Source organism: Collinsella sp. AF36-3AT (assembly GCF_003475205.1).
GTDB lineage: Bacteria > Actinomycetota > Coriobacteriia > Coriobacteriales > Coriobacteriaceae > Collinsella > Collinsella aerofaciens_AF.
This window is the reverse complement of the sequence record NZ_QROZ01000001.1, coordinates 463,172-478,994: the sequence shown is the minus strand read 5'-3', so window position 1 is coordinate 478,994 and position 15,823 is coordinate 463,172. Positions and strand designations below refer to the sequence as shown.

At 58.4% G+C, this 15,823-nt stretch carries 16 protein-coding genes; 10 read left to right on the top strand and 6 right to left on the bottom strand.

All coding sequences use genetic code 11. The features are described 5' to 3' along the window. Positions 1-381: 381 nt before the first annotated feature. Complete coding sequence (locus DW003_RS02115; protein WP_118387254.1) at positions 382-1,461, bottom strand: 6-phosphofructokinase; 1,080 nt, start codon at positions 1,459-1,461, stop codon at positions 382-384. A 140-nt stretch (positions 1,462-1,601) separates the two neighbouring features. Further along, positions 1,602-2,687 carry a carcinine hydrolase/isopenicillin-N N-acyltransferase family protein gene (locus tag DW003_RS02110; protein ID WP_118387252.1) on the bottom strand — a complete coding sequence of 362 codons (1,086 nt, stop codon included), beginning with the start codon at positions 2,685-2,687 and terminating at the stop codon, positions 1,602-1,604. A 161-nt stretch (positions 2,688-2,848) separates the two neighbouring features. On the opposite strand from DW003_RS02110, the gene DW003_RS02105 reads away from it, so the two are divergent. Both DW003_RS02105 and DW003_RS02100 read left to right on the top strand, forming a co-directional pair. Next, entirely contained in the window at positions 2,849-4,234 is a 1,386-nt protein-coding gene (locus tag DW003_RS02105; RefSeq protein WP_187361874.1) for a M18 family aminopeptidase, read from the top strand. Next, complete coding sequence (locus DW003_RS02100) at positions 4,235-4,417, top strand: hypothetical protein (RefSeq protein ID WP_117640212.1); 183 nt, start codon at positions 4,235-4,237, stop codon at positions 4,415-4,417. It abuts the gene before it with no gap. A gap of 439 nt (positions 4,418-4,856) precedes the next feature. Here the strand turns inward: DW003_RS02100 and DW003_RS02095 are convergent, their stop codons facing one another. From DW003_RS02095 to DW003_RS02085, 3 genes are all read right to left on the bottom strand, one after another. After that, entirely contained in the window at positions 4,857-5,792 is a 936-nt protein-coding gene (locus DW003_RS02095) for a D-2-hydroxyacid dehydrogenase (protein WP_118387250.1), read from the bottom strand. 129 nt (positions 5,793-5,921) lie between these two features. Then, complete coding sequence (gene map / locus DW003_RS02090) at positions 5,922-6,809, bottom strand: type I methionyl aminopeptidase (protein WP_118387248.1); 888 nt, start codon at positions 6,807-6,809, stop codon at positions 5,922-5,924. Positions 6,810-6,969: 160 nt separating this feature from the next. Next, positions 6,970-7,746, bottom strand: a complete 777-nt coding sequence (locus DW003_RS02085; RefSeq protein WP_117775921.1) for a radical SAM protein — start codon at positions 7,744-7,746, stop codon at positions 6,970-6,972. 225 nt (positions 7,747-7,971) lie between these two features. Between DW003_RS02085 and DW003_RS02080 the strand changes: the two genes are divergently transcribed. From DW003_RS02080 to DW003_RS02045, 8 genes are all read left to right on the top strand, one after another. Then, positions 7,972-8,769: an alpha/beta fold hydrolase gene (locus DW003_RS02080; protein ID WP_118387246.1), complete on the top strand. Its 798-nt coding sequence runs from the start codon at positions 7,972-7,974 to the stop codon at positions 8,767-8,769. Positions 8,770-8,980: 211 nt separating this feature from the next. Continuing rightward, a complete protein-coding gene (locus DW003_RS02075; RefSeq protein WP_118387244.1) occupies positions 8,981-10,861 on the top strand; it encodes a diguanylate cyclase in 1,881 nt (626 codons plus the stop codon). A gap of 24 nt (positions 10,862-10,885) precedes the next feature. Continuing rightward, positions 10,886-11,242, top strand: a complete 357-nt coding sequence (locus DW003_RS02070) for an Hpt domain-containing protein (RefSeq protein ID WP_118387242.1) — start codon at positions 10,886-10,888, stop codon at positions 11,240-11,242. 251 nt (positions 11,243-11,493) lie between these two features. Next, positions 11,494-12,033, top strand: a complete 540-nt coding sequence (locus DW003_RS02065) for a hypothetical protein (protein WP_147326439.1) — start codon at positions 11,494-11,496, stop codon at positions 12,031-12,033. A gap of 8 nt (positions 12,034-12,041) precedes the next feature. After that, positions 12,042-12,371 carry a helix-turn-helix transcriptional regulator gene (locus tag DW003_RS02060; RefSeq protein WP_089572320.1) on the top strand — a complete coding sequence of 110 codons (330 nt, stop codon included), beginning with the start codon at positions 12,042-12,044 and terminating at the stop codon, positions 12,369-12,371. Between the two features lie 144 nt (positions 12,372-12,515). Further along, complete coding sequence (locus tag DW003_RS02055) at positions 12,516-13,277, top strand: ABC transporter ATP-binding protein (protein WP_118387240.1); 762 nt, start codon at positions 12,516-12,518, stop codon at positions 13,275-13,277. Beyond that, entirely contained in the window at positions 13,274-14,098 is an 825-nt protein-coding gene (locus DW003_RS02050; RefSeq protein ID WP_118387238.1) for a hypothetical protein, read from the top strand. Before DW003_RS02055 ends, DW003_RS02050 begins: the two co-directional genes overlap by 4 nt. Beyond that, positions 14,082-14,900, top strand: a complete 819-nt coding sequence (locus tag DW003_RS02045) for a hypothetical protein (protein ID WP_118387236.1) — start codon at positions 14,082-14,084, stop codon at positions 14,898-14,900. The genes DW003_RS02050 and DW003_RS02045 overlap by 17 nt, the downstream gene beginning before the upstream one ends. 108 nt (positions 14,901-15,008) lie before the next feature. Here the strand turns inward: DW003_RS02045 and DW003_RS02040 are convergent, their stop codons facing one another. After that, entirely contained in the window at positions 15,009-15,818 is an 810-nt protein-coding gene (locus DW003_RS02040; RefSeq protein ID WP_118387234.1) for a gamma-glutamyl-gamma-aminobutyrate hydrolase family protein, read from the bottom strand. Positions 15,819-15,823: the final 5 nt, after the last annotated feature.

Genomic DNA, 15,823 nt, shown 5'->3' with positions numbered 1-15,823 from the left:
TCGTTTGATGGTCGAATCGAATGAGCCGAGTATGCCGAGAACAACCGGTAGCGACCACCATTTCTAGTTAGAATCTGCCCCAACCCTACCGCAACTACCGGTAGCAACCCCTAACGACCAGCCATTTCAGGACAAATGTCAGTGCTACTCTCAGCTAAGAGCCTGCAACATCCCAAAATCTCAGCCCACGCACCCGCAGCAAGAAGACGAATAGCCTCGGCCTCCCTAGTTACCGCAGGAGGCCTCAGGGCTTACATCCCAAATCTTTCCGCAGGACGGAAGGACCCCGCCGCGCGAAGCGCACGGCGGGGTCCTGACATGTCCGAGGACGATTTGGGATGTAAGCCCTGGGGTCTCCGATGAGAGCAGTTTCGGCCGAGGCTATTCGTCGCCGAAGCTGATGCCCAGCGCCTTGGCCTCGCGCACCAGATCGCTCTGGGGGTCGACATATTTGAGCTTGCCGGCGACCTCCTCGAGCGGCATGTGGCACATCTTGCCGTCACGCAGGGCAATCATGTAGCCAAACTCGCCGCGTAGGCAGCCGAGCGCTGCCTCGACGCCGCACTGGGTCGCAAAGATGCGGTCCTGGGCGTCGGGCTGGCCGCCGCGCTGCGTGTGGCCGGGGATGGCGACGCGGGTCTCGCGACCGGTCTTGGCCTCGATCTCCTTGGCGATGTCGTAAACGATCGACGGGCTCGTGCGCTCGGCAAGCTTCTTCTTGTACTCCTTCTTGGACAGCGCCGCGTCCTCCTTGGAGATAGCGCCCTCGGCGACGGCTACGATGGTAAAGCGGCTGCCGGTCTCCATGCGATGCTCGATGGTCTTGATGACGTTGTCCATGTCGTAGGGGATCTCGGGAATCAGGATGACGTCCGCGCCGCCCGCGACGCCGGCATACAGCGGAATCCAACCGACCTTGTGGCCCATGATCTCGATGACAAACACGCGGCCGTGACTCGAGGCAGTGGTGTGGATGTCGTCGATGCACTTGGTGGCGACGTCGATGGCGCTCGTAAAGCCAAACGTCAACTCGGTGCCCCAGGTGTCGTTATCGATGGTCTTGGGCAGGGCGATAACGTTGAGGCCCTCTTCGCGCAGGCGGTTGGCGGTCTTGGTGGAGCCGTTGCCGCCCAGCATAAACAGGCAGTCGAGCTGCAGCTTATGATAGGTGTGGACCATTGCGGGCACCTTCTCGACGCCGTCGGCCTCGGGAATGTCCAGGCGCTTGAACGGCGTGCGGCTCGTGCCCAGGATGGTGCCGCCGCGGGTGAGGATGCCGCTAAAATCGGCGGGCGTCATGACGCGGAACCTGCTGTAGATAAGGCCCTGGTAGCCGTCCTCAAAACCATAGATCTCAATAGGCTCTTCGCTATTGGTCATAAGCGTTTTGACAATGCCGCGCATGGTAGCGTTGAGCGCCTGGCAGTCGCCGCCACTGGTAAGAAGACCGATCCTAAGCATGATGAATCCTTCCGGGCAAGTTATAACATGCGCATAAGTTTACCCCCGCACACTGTTGATACGGGGGTAAAACGTGTTAGCTCAAGCGTATAGAAATGTAAGCAACGTCAGGCGAGCGTAAGGTCGACGGGCCTGGCTCCTTACAGTGCGAAGGCGTCGACGTCGCCCCAGTGGCGGCGCAGCGTGATGGCGGCAGCGGGCTCGGTGTTGTCAAAGACGACCGACCACTGCGTGTTGCTGGTGATGTCTTCCGGATTGGGCTCTTGCGCTGCAGCGCGTAGGGCCTTCCAAGCGACTGCCTCATCTTGGGCGCCGGCATGGGCGTCAAGGACACCGGCGATTGCGACGGCGCGCTCTTTACCATGGCCCAGCTCGCCATTCTTTTGGTTGGGCAGCACTTCGTCGTCATAGCAGGCATAGAAGTTCGTAACCTGGCGCACAGGAGTCGCTTTGAAAGTGCGGTCCGGATCGCGCGGATCCCACTCCACCACCCGCGCGTCACCGGCGGCGTCGTTGACAAAGAAGTGGTAATCGCGTCCTGCCATGGCGTGCATGTCGTAGGCGGAAAGCAGGTCGACAGCTTCTTGCGTGGTGGCGGCACGGTCGAGCACCAGACGGATGGCGAGCGAGGTATTGATGACGGGGCGTTGCGTGTCCTGGTCACAGGGCTTGGAATCCAGGGTGAGTACGGCAATGGACACGCCACATTCGTTAACACCATCGAGCTGGGCAAACGGGCCCATGAGTGCGGCGGCGCGTCCGGCGACGGAGTCAAGCGGAGTGTTATCGCCCAGGTTGTTAAGGGCGGCAAACCCGATGGAGGCATAGCCGTCGCGCGGGTGATTGCGCACCAGCAGCGCCGAGGTGTCGTCCTTAAAGTCGTAATTGCGACCGGTGCGCACGCGGCCTTCGACATCTACGGCGACAAAAGCGCTGCAGGCAAACTGGGGCGCCTGGACATGTGCCGGCACACCGGGCAGCACCTGCGCCACCACGGCATCGATGTAGGCCTGGTCGTCGCACACGCCAGCGGCGATGATGCGATCAAGATCGTAGTCGTAGGCGATGTCGATTGCGTACAGGTCATAGCCATCCGCGTAGCCGGTCAAGCGTTTGAGCGACGCAGCGGACTTGATTTGCTTGTGATAAACGATACCGGTGGCAGCGGCAAGGCCGACGGCGACACCCGCGACACCGCAGGCGATGGCAATGTTACGTGGCTTCATGACGGCTCCTCTCGTCCTGTTAGCGCAATTGTCGCAAAAGGAGCGCGGGCATGATGGCTCAACTTGGTGAGCGGCGCGGAATTAAGCACGGAATGAAGAGTGCGGCGCTGGCGCGGCGGGGTATGCTGGAGGGGACCATCAACCCAGCGAAAGGGGAGAGCATGACGGATCAGGAAACGCCCGAGCGCGCGCATGTGACGGCCGACGATATCGAGGCCGCTAACGACCTTATCGACTTTATCGAGGCATGCCCCAGCATGTTTCATATGGCGGCGACCATTATGGCCGAGCTCGACGAGGCGGGTTTTACCTACCTGCCCGAGAACGCGGCGTGGGACATCGAGCCGGGCGGGCGTTATTACACGCAACGCAACACCTCGAGCGTTGTTGCCTTTAAAGTGGGCGAGGACCTGGCCGCGACGTGGGGCGAGGGCGGCGTTGCCGGTGACTATCATTTTCAGCTGACGGCGTCGCACAGCGACTCGCCGACGTTTAAGGTCAAGGCTGTGCCCGAGCTCGATGGCGCAGGCGAGACATTGCGTCTGAACACCGAGGCCTACGGCGGCATGATCGACTACACCTGGTTCGATCGCCCGCTGGCGCTCGCGGGCCGCGTGCTGGTGCGCGAGGGTGACCGCATTGAGAGCCGCCTGCTTGCCACCGAGCGCGAAGTCGCCATCATCCCGAGCCTTGCCATCCATATGAACCGCGGCGTTAACGAGGGCTTTGCTCCCAATCGCGCCGTCGACCTGTGCCCGCTCATCAGTGCCGGTGACCTTAAGCAAGGCGACTTTGACGCCCTGATCGCCGACGAACTGGACGTTGAGCCCGAGCAAATTTTGGGCCGCGATCTGTTCCTGGTCAATCGTCAGGATGCGCGCATTTGGGGCTGGGCCGACGAGTTTATCTCGACGCCCAAGCTCGACGACCTGGCCTGCGCCTACACCTCGCTGCAGGCATTTTTGGGTGCCGAGAACGCGCACGACGTTTCGGTCTTCTGCTGCTTTGATAATGAGGAGGTTGGCTCCGAGACCAAGCAGGGCGCCATGTCGACGTTCTTGGCCGATGCACTGCGCCGCATTAACGGCTCGCTGGGCTTTGACGACGAGTCGTACCACCGTGCGCTTGCCGCTTCGATGCTCGTGAGCTGCGACAACGCGCATGCCGTGCACCCCAACCACGCCGAGAAGTGCGACGCCCGCAACCAGGTTGTGCTCAACGGCGGCATCGTCATCAAGGAGGCCGCCAACCAGCACTACTGCACCGATGCCTTTAGTCGCGCGGTGTTCCAGGCCATCTGCGATGACACTGACGTACCCACGCAGGCCTTTGCCAACAAGAGCGATATGGCCGGCGGTTCTACCCTGGGCAATCTGTCCAATATGCAGGCGAGCATGCATGCCGTGGACGTGGGCCTGCCGCAGCTTGCCATGCACTCGAGCTACGAGACCGGCGGCGTGCGCGACGTGATGTACGCCATCCGCGCCCTCACCGCCTTCTACGAGCGCAACCTAACCATCAACGGCGCCGAAAGCGTGGAACTCTAAATGCGAGCCGAAGAAATGAAGGCCGAGCGTGGGGCTCAGCTTATTGATCGGGGTTTACAGCTGTTCGTCGCCGCTTGCCATGAGTCAGGGGTCGACGTGTCCAAGGCGCGACCAACGAGTGCTGAAGAACTCAAGCGTAACGCCTATTCGGACCGCTATGACGAGGAGACGGACTGGCTCTAATAAGCGAAGTGTCGAAAACGCTAGATGTATGTTTGATATCACTTTGGCGAGAGTGTCGCAGACAGAACTACCGGTATGGCGCAAGCCAACCTGACCCCATTGCGCCAAACCTACCAAAAAGGGACAGGTTTATTTTGGCAGGTTTTATCTGGGCAAATGCCACAACGCCAACGGCAAGACGGAACTGCTAAGGCTTGCAGATGAAGCCGATGCCAGCGAAACGCCGCAGGTAGAGCGCACGCCAGCGAGAGCCCGCCGTTTGAGCCAAGGTGCCGTGAAATGAAAAGGCGCTGACCTTCTGGTCGCGCCTTTGAAATTGAACGGCAGATTGGCCAAACGGCGGGCTCGCAGCGTCGAGTGGTCCGCCGTTCGTTAGAACGGCGGAACCTAAGAGCGCAGCGTCGAGGGGTTCCGGCGTTTGGTAAAACGCCGGAACAAATCAGTGCTCGATCCAACAACGTAAAGTTTCGCCGGCCTGCAGGTGACGCAGATTCTCCGCGGCGATGTCGACCACGTTGTTGAGCGTGGCTGCCAGGTGGAACCAGCCGGAGACGTGCGGCGTGATGAGCATGTTGGGCGCATCCCACAGGGGGCTTGTCGCAGGCAGGGGCTCGGGGTCGGTGACGTCGACCGCAGCGCCGGCAAGATGTCCCGACTCCAGGGCGGCAACCAAGTCGTCGGCGACCACAAGATCGCCGCGGCCGCCGTTGGCAAAGAAGGTGCCCGGCTTCATCGCGGCGAAGAACTCGGCGTTCGCCAGGCCGCGGGTCTCGGGTGTGCTGGGCATAAAGGATGCGACGACGTCGGCCTCGGCCAGGCGCTCGGGCAGGGCGTCCATGCCGTCCATGTCCTCAAACACAATGGGGTAGACGAGCGGATGGCGCTTGATGCCGCGGACGTGCGCGCCCATGCTGCGGCAGAGCGTGGCAAAGTGGCCGCCAATGTCGCCCGCGCCCAGCACCAGCACGTTGGCGTTTTTGAGCGAGGTGACCGGACCTAAATCCTCCCAGCGATGTTCGCGCTGCAGGTCCTGGTAGCCGGGCAGGTGCTTCATCATTGACAGCACCATGGCAAACATGTGCTCGCTTACGGCCTGACCGTAGGCGCCGATCGAGCAAGACAGCTTGGCGTCGGCCGGCACGGTGCCGGCGGCAAGGTAGTCGTCATAGCCGGCGGTCTGCAATTGCAACAGCTGGAGATGCTCGCATGCCGTGAGCATGTCAGGGTCGATGTTGCCCAGGATCACGTCGGCATCGGCGACCTGCTCGCGCGTGGCGGCGTCGGAGCTCGTGTAGATAAAGTCCTCGCCCGGAGCGCTCGACTCAAGAATTGCGCGATGGCGGTCGTTGACGGGCAGCAAAACCAGGATGTTCACAAGCAGTCCTTTCCGCTCGACCTGCCAAAAAGGGACAGGTTTATTTTGGCAGGTTGTATCAGGCAAAACGTTCAAATAAAACGCCGGGTGCAAGACGAGCGTGCCCGTCAGCATCCGGCGCATCCGCGGCTACCAGCTCAGCAGCTCGTAGCCGTCCTCGGTCACCACGAGCTGTACCTCGCACTGGGCCGAATCGCTGCCGTCCTTGGTGCGCACGCACCAACCGTCATCCTTGCTAATCTTGATGTCGGGCGCTCCGGCATTGACCATGGGCTCGATGGTAAAGACCATGCCCGGAGCCATGATGGTGTCCACATCGGGCGCCTCGGTGGTAAAGCCTACAAACGGGTCCTCGTGGAACTCCTTGCCAATGCCGTGTCCGCCGTACTCGCACACCACGCTAAAACCGGCGTCCTCGACCGTCTTTTGCACGGCCTCGGCCATAACAGAGAGCGGCAGCCACGGCTTGACGGCGGCCAGGCCCGCTTCCACGCTGGCGCGGGTCACGTCGACTAGGCGCTGGCGCTCGGCCGAGACCTCGCCGATGCAGAACATGCGGCTCGAATCGCTAAAGTAGCCGTCCAGAATCGTGGAGCAGTCCACGTTGATGATATCGCCCTCGTGCAGCACGTCCGTATCGCAGGGGATGCCGTGACAGACCACATCGTTGATCGAGGTGCATACGCTCTTGGGATAGCCCTCATAGTTGAGGTCGGCCGGCGTGCCACCGTGCTCGATGGTGTAGTCGTAGATCATCTGGTCGATCTGGTTGGTGGTCATGCCCGCGGCGATGTGCTCGCCCACGTAGTCGAGCACGCCCACGTTGATGGCGGCCGAACGCTTAATGCCTTCGATATCGGCGGGCGTTTTGTAGAGTGTGCGGGGCAGAACCTCCCAGCCCTCTTCCCACAGGCGCTCGAGGCGCTCGTCGAAGGCGCTATGGCATTTCTTATATTTTTTGCCGCTGCCGCACCAGCAAGCATCGTTGCGGCCGGGCACGGGTCCGTTGTCAAACATGGCTAACTTCCTTTCATTCGCAGCTAGTATAGCCCACCCACGCGTCCATAAAAGTTGCGGTGATATAGTTCCGATTTAAGCGGTTTAACAGCATAAATAGGAACTATATCACCGCAACTGATGGAGCGGGATGGCGGGCACTAGCTGCTGCGTGGTTTCGCTAGTAGCTCACCTGGCAGGGGATGCCGAGGGCGCGTACGCGCGCGGCAATGGCGTCGAGCACCTCGGGCGCAGCTTTGGCAAGGCCGGCGACCGGCGTCTCGCGCGCCACCGTGTAGATGGTCGCTTCTTGTGGGCGAATGCGCTCAAGTGCCGCGAGCCAGGGGGCAACGTACTCCTCGCCGGTGTTGTCGATGGGCTTGCCCTGATACTCGCCGGTCAAAAAGATCGTCTGGATAATAACGTGACCGTCAAAGCTTGCGAACGTCTCGATCTGGTGCTCGACGTCGTAGGCGCCAACGGGCTGGTCGAGCAGCTGGATAAACGCCGGGTCGACGATATCGAGCTTGAGGATGTTGTCGTCGACCATCATGAGCGCGTCGTGCACTTCGGGGCGGTCGGCGCGCGTGCCGTTGGAGAGCACGGCGATCTTGGAGTTTGGGGCAAGCTCGTCGCGCAACGCGACGGCGCCGGCGATGGCCTGCGGAAACTCCGGTGCGGCGGTGGGCTCGCCGTTGCCTGCGAACGTGATCACATCGGGGAGCTCGCCCTCGGCTGCCATCTCGCGCAGCTTTGCCTCGAGCGCGTCGAGTACCACGGCAGCCGTGTTGTACGGCTCATGACAGGGGCGCTCGGCGTTGAGGCCGTTTTCGCAGTAAATGCAGTCGAACGTGCAGATTTTGCCGCTGGCCGGCATCATGTTGACGCCGAGCGAGAGGCCAAGGCGACGGCTGCGAACGGGCCCAAAGATGGGGCTGGCATTCAAAAACGTAGACATAGGCATATGCTCCTCAAGACAATTGTGCCTAAGCATAGCATCGGCTCCAAAGCAAGGTGTGGGCTCTTGCTTTACAAGTTTCGTTTTTTCACGTCGCTCATTATGCCGTGCCATGAAAAGCCTCGGGTCGGGTACAGTTAATCTGTTAACAAGGCGTAAGGCAATGCGGGTCCATCCAACCGCACTGACGTGCAACTGGATGAGCATTGATGATGGGGGCACAACATGGATTTTACGGTCGAGAACGCGGGCACCACGATTGCCTGTCGCGAATATGCCGGCCCGGATGTGTCGCCTGATACTCCTGCCTTGGTGTGCGTGCACGGTGCTTGTGTCGACGGCACATTTTTTGACGGTATCGCTTGTGAGCTCAGCCGCAACTACCGCGTAATTGCCTACGACCGCCGCGGCTGCGGTGGCAGCAGCGATGCGGCAGACGGCAGCTATGATCTTGCCGCTCAGGCCGCCGACCTGCAAGCCGTGATCGAACACGTTGGCGCTCCGGCAAATGTGCTTGCGCATAGCGCCGGTACGTTGGTGGCGCTGGAGCTTCTCCGCACCGAACCCCATCTCGTCGCCCGTACGATTCTGCATGAGCCGGCTGTGTCGGCCGAAGGCGTCGGTATGGGCGCAGCTCCGGTTTTGCTCGATATGATTGCGGCTGGAAAGGTTTCAAGGGCGCTCCGGCTTTTCTTGGGAGCCCTCGGCGACTTGGACCCCGAGGCTCCTGGGACGACCGAAGCGGAAGTCAAACATGCCCTGCGCAATGGTCGTTGCTTTATGGCGAACGAATACGGGATTACTATGACCTGCGTTCCCGATTGGAATAGCGTTCGCGCGTCAAAAACGGTGGCCGCCGTGCTCCTGGGCGAGCTCTCGATTGGCACGCCCCGCGAGGCTGGTACGCGAGCGGCTGCCGAATATCTCGATTGCCCTCTCGTGACGATTCCGGGCGCGCATAACGGTCTGCGCGATCGCCCGGCAGCGGCTGCCCGGGCTGTCCGTGGCATCCTGGGGCTCTAACACCCGCAATGGCCAAAGCAGGCTTCACCCGCAAACGTTTCGGCCGTGTTAACAAATGTGCTCAAAACCTCACGTCTGCGACTTCAATCGCGCCGCCTGCCAACTCATAAAAATGTAACAGCATTCACGTACTTACCTGCATCGACAAGGTGTTACCCTTGTACCATTTGGAACCCACCGCTACCATGCGAAACTATCGAAAGGGCCCCATATGCTCAATAATCACGAGGTCAATCTAACCGATGAGGAGGCTGCCGCCGAGGTCGCCCGTGTCGCGAAGACCTACCCCGTGGTACGTTTGCTGTCGGCCGATCAGATTAAGAGCGAGCCTAACTGCCTGCTCGCCGGCGATCGCTGCCCTTGTCTGCGTCAGTCAAGTCTTGAGGCCTTGGCAGACTCCGATGAGGTGTCGGAGCAGCTGCTCAATGATGGTACTGAGTACCGCGCTCGCCTGCGCCCTCTGAAGGTCGAGGGCGAGCCTCATGTCCTGCTGATGGTGCGTCCGATCGATGAGCAAGAGGCCGCAGAAGAGGACCTTGTCTACACCGACGTGCTGACGAGTGTGCGCAATCGCCGATATTACGAGGAAAAGCTCCGAAGCGTCCGCATGAATGCCGGCGTTGCGATGATCGACCTTGATGATTTTAGGGTCTTCAACGATACATGTGGCCGTCATGCCGGCGACCTTGCGCTCGGTGCTGTGGCGACAGCCATACGCAGCGGAATCCGTTCGACTGACGAGCTTGTGCGCTATGGCTGCGACAAGTTTGTGGTTGTCATGCCCAATACTCCCTCCGATGACTTCACCCGTCGCCTGCATCAGGTGTCCGATGCCGTTCGTTCCACGATTATTCCGGGCCATGAGTACGTGAGCTTGACGGCATGTGTTGGTGGTGTTCGCATTCATGGCGAGACGGTCGATGAGGGCGTTGGCCGCGCTGTCCAGTTATTGAGCCGCGCTAAGGCAAAAGCCGGTACGGTCGTGACCGACGCCGATTCCATCGAGGCTTTCCAAAGCGAAAAGCCTTTGGTGCTTATTGTCGATGACTCCGAGATGAACCGAGTCATTCTCAACGAGATGCTCAAGGACGAGTATTGCATCCTCGAGGCCGACAACGGTCGTACGGCACTCGACATGGTCGACCGCTATGGCGATGAGTTGTCGCTCGTGCTGCTGGATATTGTCATGCCGGGCATAAGCGGCTTTGAGGTACTGGCCGATCTGTCGCGCCGATCGGGCATCGACAATCTGCCTGTCATCATGATTTCGAGTGAAGATTCCGATGATATGGTTCTGCGCGCGTACGAGCTGGGCGCCTCAGACTATATCAACCGCCCGTTTGACTCCCGTATCGTGCGCCGCCGCGTAAACAACACCATCCGCCTGTACGCCAAACAGCGCCGCCTGACGAGCCTGCTGTCCCAGCAGTACAACGAGCGCGTCAAGAACAGTCGCATGCTCATCGACATCATGGCTGGCGTCATGGAGCTTCGCAACGGCGAGAGCGGCAGGCACGTTACGAACATCGAGAAGCTGACCGAGCTGCTGCTTGGCTGTCTGGTCCAGCGTAGCGGCACGATCTTCCTCGACAATGAGGAACGCTCCACGATCGCCCTGGCTTCGGCGCTGCACGATATCGGCAAGATGTCGATTGACGATGCGATTCTCAACAAGCCCGGACGCCTTACGCCCGAGGAGTTCGAGATCATGAAGACGCATACCACGATCGGCGCCGATATGCTGCTTGAGCTGGGTAGCCATCACGCCGGCAATGCGCTTATGGAATATGCGTACCAGATTGCGCGTTGGCATCACGAGCGCTGGGACGGCAAGGGTTATCCCGATGGCCTCAAGGGCGACGATATCCCCATCGCCGCGCAGGTGGTTTCGGTGGCCGACGTGTACGATGCACTGACGAGTGTGCGCGTGTACAAGGACGCTATCCCGCACGAGGAGGCAATCCAGATGATCCTGGACGGTAAGTGCGGCACCTTTAACCCGCTGCTGCTCGATTGCCTGCTCGAGGTGCAAGACCAAATTGCCGAGACGTTGGCACGCCCCGCCGACGTCGTCGCGTTTCCCACGATTTAGTTTGATCAAAGGAGTTTTTAATCCATGATTTCCATGCGTGAGGCGTATGAGAAGATCGGCGCTAATTATGACGATGCGTGCGCTCGGCTGATGGGCGAGGAAATGCTTGCCCGCTTTGCCCTCAAGTTTTTGGATGACGAGAGCATGGACAAGCTGGAGGCTGCCATGGCGGCAGGAGACGCCAAGAGTGCGTTTATGGCAGCGCACACGCTCAAGGGCGTGAGCCAGAACCTGGGATTCAACAATCTGTACGAGCCGGCGGTCGTGGTGACGGAAGCGCTGCGCGGCGCCGATGCCGTTGACGGCGCTCGCGAGGGAATGCATGCGCTGCAGCAGCAATATGCGGCTACGATGTCGGCCCTGCGCGAGGCGGCCGAGTAAGAGGCTGTGAGCCTTGATGACTATGAGCGTGGATAATCTCCCGTTTTAGGCCCGGTGGCGGCCTCAAAGTGGGAGATTATCCACGCTCGTTCGATACGTGTCCAAAAATCCACGCTCATCTCTTCTGATTAGTGAATGGCCTATGCGCACTGGCGGGGCTTTCCGCATGCAATCCATATCGTTGTTCGATAAACTGTTCGAATAACGATAGAGTCGATGAGGGTGAGTGTATGTCCAACAGCGTTCAGCGTATGGCCAAGGCGGGCGAAAAAATCAGGAAGCTTGGTTTTTGCATGGCAACCGTTTTTGCAGGGATGCTCGTCGCTTTTGCCGCGTTGGTTGTTTACGTGATCTGGTATGCGGTTGCAAACGTTGCTTCTGTCGATTCTTTCGGTGTCGTGACGCTTCTCAATGGCGGGTGCATCGTTATCCCAAGCGGACTGTGCCTGGCACTCGTCGTGGGTATTTCGCTTGTCGTTTTGTGCGGGATCAGCCGTAACATCTCGCGAGGCGTCTCGCCCTTTACCAAGACGCATGTGCGGCTTATCCGTGTTCTCGCGCTTGCCTTTGCTGTTAACGCCGCGGTTTCGCTTGTTGGTGCCTATGGATCGGTCAATCTCACCATTGGCGGACTGGAGCTTTACATCGTGCCTCATTCCTTCGTTATTGAGATTTGCCAAGGCGCTACCTTTGATGCGGGGTCGTTTATCGGCGCAGTTGTCTGTTTGTTTATCTCGGCGATCTGGAGTTATGCCTCGCTGCTCCAAGAGCAGTCTGACGAGCTTGTGTAGGAGGAAACATGAGCTATCTCATCATCGAGCTTGAGACGCAGCTGCTTAAGACCGGAAAGACCAGTGCTGATCTGATTCGGGCGACGGGGCATACTCCGGCTAATATTTCAAAGCTTAGAAACGGAAAGATAAAAGCTATTCGCCTAAAGACGCTCCTCGATATCTGTGATGAGCTTGATTGTCAACCTGGAGATATTATTCAGCGCGTGAGTGAGAAAGAGCTTGAGGAGCTTATTGTTGAGCGTGCAAAAAACGTTGTGAGGCAGATGCGGGACGGCGGAGGCAATGAGGCGTCGCTTCCGACATCAGTCTTTGCTGTCGATTTGAGCGACGAGTAGCTTAAGGCGAACAACTAAAACGAAATATCAGCGTGAAGGGACCCGTGTCTAACACGGGTTCTTTCTTTTAGATTATCTTGACAAATATGTGTTATCGAAAAACAATAACAATTATGTAAAACGATAAAGTAAAGAAGGAACGATATGAGCGGTTTTGCTATCAAGCGGAACGGGAGGCCAATGAACGCATCAACGATAAGGCTATCAAGGGTGTCAAAGCGCTACGGGAAACGGCGCGTTTTGCATGACGTTTCCTTCGAGGTGGATCAGTCTGAGCTTTGTGCCCTTGTTGGTGCAAACGGGGCGGGCAAAAGCACGCTTATTAAAATAGTGCTGGGCCTCTGTGAGCCATCGTCGGGGAGCGTGGAGCTCTTTGGAGGCAAGTCGAAAAAAGAGCTGAGCCTGATGCGGACGCGTGTCGGCTATGTGCCAGATTCCTGCGGAGCATACCAATCTCTCAGTGCGGCTGAGAACCTTCGGATCCGATGTGCGGAATGGGGGCTCGATGAGAAGCGTGAGGTTCCTCGCGTCTTGGGCCTGGTCGGGCTGGACGTCGATGAGAAAAAGAGCGTGAGCAGTTTTTCTCTGGGAATGAAACGGCGACTGGATATAGCTACGGCTTTATTGGGTGACACTGATCTGCTTATTTTTGATGAGCCAGCAAACGGGTTGGACCCGCTGGGCATCGAGAGTATATGGGCCCTTATCGGTCGATTGAATCAAGAACAGGGCAAAACCATGCTTATTTCTAGCCACGACTTGGATGAGCTGGCATCGGTTGCAACATGCTGCCTGTTTCTTCATGACGGCGAACTGCTGAAAAAGGAATCGATGGACATCATAAGGGATGAGGCGTCGTCCTTAAAAGAGTATTACAGGCGCTTGATGAAGGCGGTCTCGCTATGAAGCGGGCGATCCATCCCATAAAGGCAGATATGATGCGTTTGTACAGGATGTTTCCGGCGAAGCTTGGTCTTGCGCTTATGCTGGCGTTCGGCCTTCTCTTCGGTGTCTTTCTAAAAAACGGAACAACGTTGCTCGCCTTTGGCAATAGCGTTTTTGGGGAGGATATTGGTTTCTTCTGGAATGTAATCGATCCTTCTGCACCCGATGAGTCCCTTGTGCGCAGTGCTTTTGCCGGCACCTCTCTGTTCGTTCCACTCATCGTTTGCCTGGCGATTTTACAGGAGCACGGCTATGAAGAGGGATACCGAATTTCTTCAGCAAGAGGTCTTACCCGCTTTTATGGGGCTCTAGCTCATGCGCTTTCGTCTGCTTTAATAATTGGCGCAGCATATAGTGCGCTTTGCTTTCTTCTGTTTGCAATAGCCATAATACGTGGAGGGCATAGCTACGCGCATGGCATGCTGGCTGCATTTTTGCCTGCAATGATAGTCAACACCGTATTGGTGATATCGGTTGCGCTGGAGACGGTGACCATCTATCGGATTACAGGCAGCGCTGTATTGAGCGGGGCTGCAATAATAATCGGATTTGTCATGAGCTTGACGCTCTACGGAGCCTTCCTTCAGGCACCTATACCATCCTTGCGATGGATCTTCTTCCTTCCTGGGCCGTACCTTGGAGTCGGATGCGCCCTTGGGTATAGCGATATGGGGCAACTGGCGCTTCTGGGCTATGGCGTGGCAGCCAGCTGTTTATCGGTATTGATTTACGCTCTCGTGAGCTTTCGTGCTGGGGGTGTGCTCAATGGCTCGTCAGATTAAAAGATTCCTCCATTCAGAATTGAAGCACGTGAGTAAATGGACGTACGCCTTAATCCCGGTAATTTATGCGTGCATGGTGGTATTGCAGCTTAATTCTTTCCCGATGTGGTTCTGCAGCCTCCGTGAGAACAGTTTCTTGGGCTTCTTCCCAGACCCGACGCTTCGGCTATCGGCGGAGGATGTCCTTCTATTTGGTAATGCAGAGGTTTTTCGCGGTCTGCTGTTCAACGTAGCCCCGTTGGCTCATGCATTGTTCTTTCCGTTCATCGCGGCTTGTATTGTGCCGCGCTTTGTCAGTTCGGGCTTTGTCGAGGAACCGTGGGGGCTGTCGGAGGCTCGGGGAGGGAAGCGGGCGTGCGTTACCGTTGCGCGAGCGATGCTGTCTTCTTTCGCCCTATTGGGCGCGTTTATCCTGTCAAGTGTCGTTTTGTACTGTCTTAACTGCGCAATCGTTTTGGATGCTCAACAGTATTTCAACCTGAATATGTTTTGCGATCGACTTCTTCTGGCGAGTGCGGTCTGCCTTGCATACGTGGTCTCTTGCGTGATCGTTGTTTCCTATTTTGGATCCGGCTTCGGTCCTATTGGCATGCTGTTGCTTGTCAACGTCGTAACGATCTACATACAGGTCGGAGCCAATTCCATGCTTCCGTTTCCGTCCTCGATGCTCATGTGGATTTGCGGCGTGACCCCGTTGGAGGATAGTCAATGCACCTCGATTTTAATTGACTGCCTGATTAACGTAGCAAGCGTTCTTGCCATTTGCTTGACCGTCGACCAATTGCGGTCGAGATTTCTTTGATTGTTTGTGAGGGATGAACATACCGAGCGTATCAAATACAGGGGGCGGGCACCGTAGTTGGTGTCCGCCCCCCCGGCTTAGGAGGCTTTAACCTGAGTGGTTCGCGAGCTAGCGGGCCTGCTTTACCTTAGCTGCTGCCTCGACAAACGACTTCCACAGGTTAAAGTCGGTCTCGAGCGTTTGCCAGGTGTACTCGGGGTGCCATTGCACGCCCAGGCAGAACGGCTGGCCCTCGACCTCGATGCACTCGGGTACGCCATCGGTTGCCTTGGCGACCAGGCGCGTGCTCTTGCCCAGGCGGTCGACGCAGCAGTGATGTGCCGAGTTGGTCTGGATGAGCCTGTGCCCGCCAACCGCGCGCTCCAGCAGCGAGCCCGGCACGACCTCGACAGGATGCACGGGGTCGTTGAGCACGTGGGTATGGCGCCACTGCGTGCGGCCCTCGCGAGCGCCCAGGCTCGGCACGTCCATGCACAGGGTGCCGCCAGTGGCGACGTTGAGCAACTGCGTGCCACGGCAGGTGGTAAAGAGCGGCTTTTTGGCGCGGAGCACCTCGTTAACCAGCTTAAACTCAAAACGGTCGCGAATCTCGCAGCACAGCGTGGGATCGTAAGGACGCTCGTCGCCCCAGCGTTTGGGATTGACATCGGGGCCGCCGGGAATGGCGATGCCGTCGGCGATATCGACGTAATGGCGGATGACCTCAATGTCCTCGGTGATGGACATCTGCAGCGGCAGGCCGCCGGCGGCAAGGATGGCATCGACAAAGACACTTGCGATTTCCTCGTTGGGGGAGAGCGTCTCGCTTAAAAACGGCTTCGCCTCTTCCCAGCGCGGCGCGACGAGGATGAGCGGGCGGTCGGCGGGATCGACGTCGACGTGCGGGGTGTAGGACGATGAAGTGCGAGTTCCGATCATAGGTG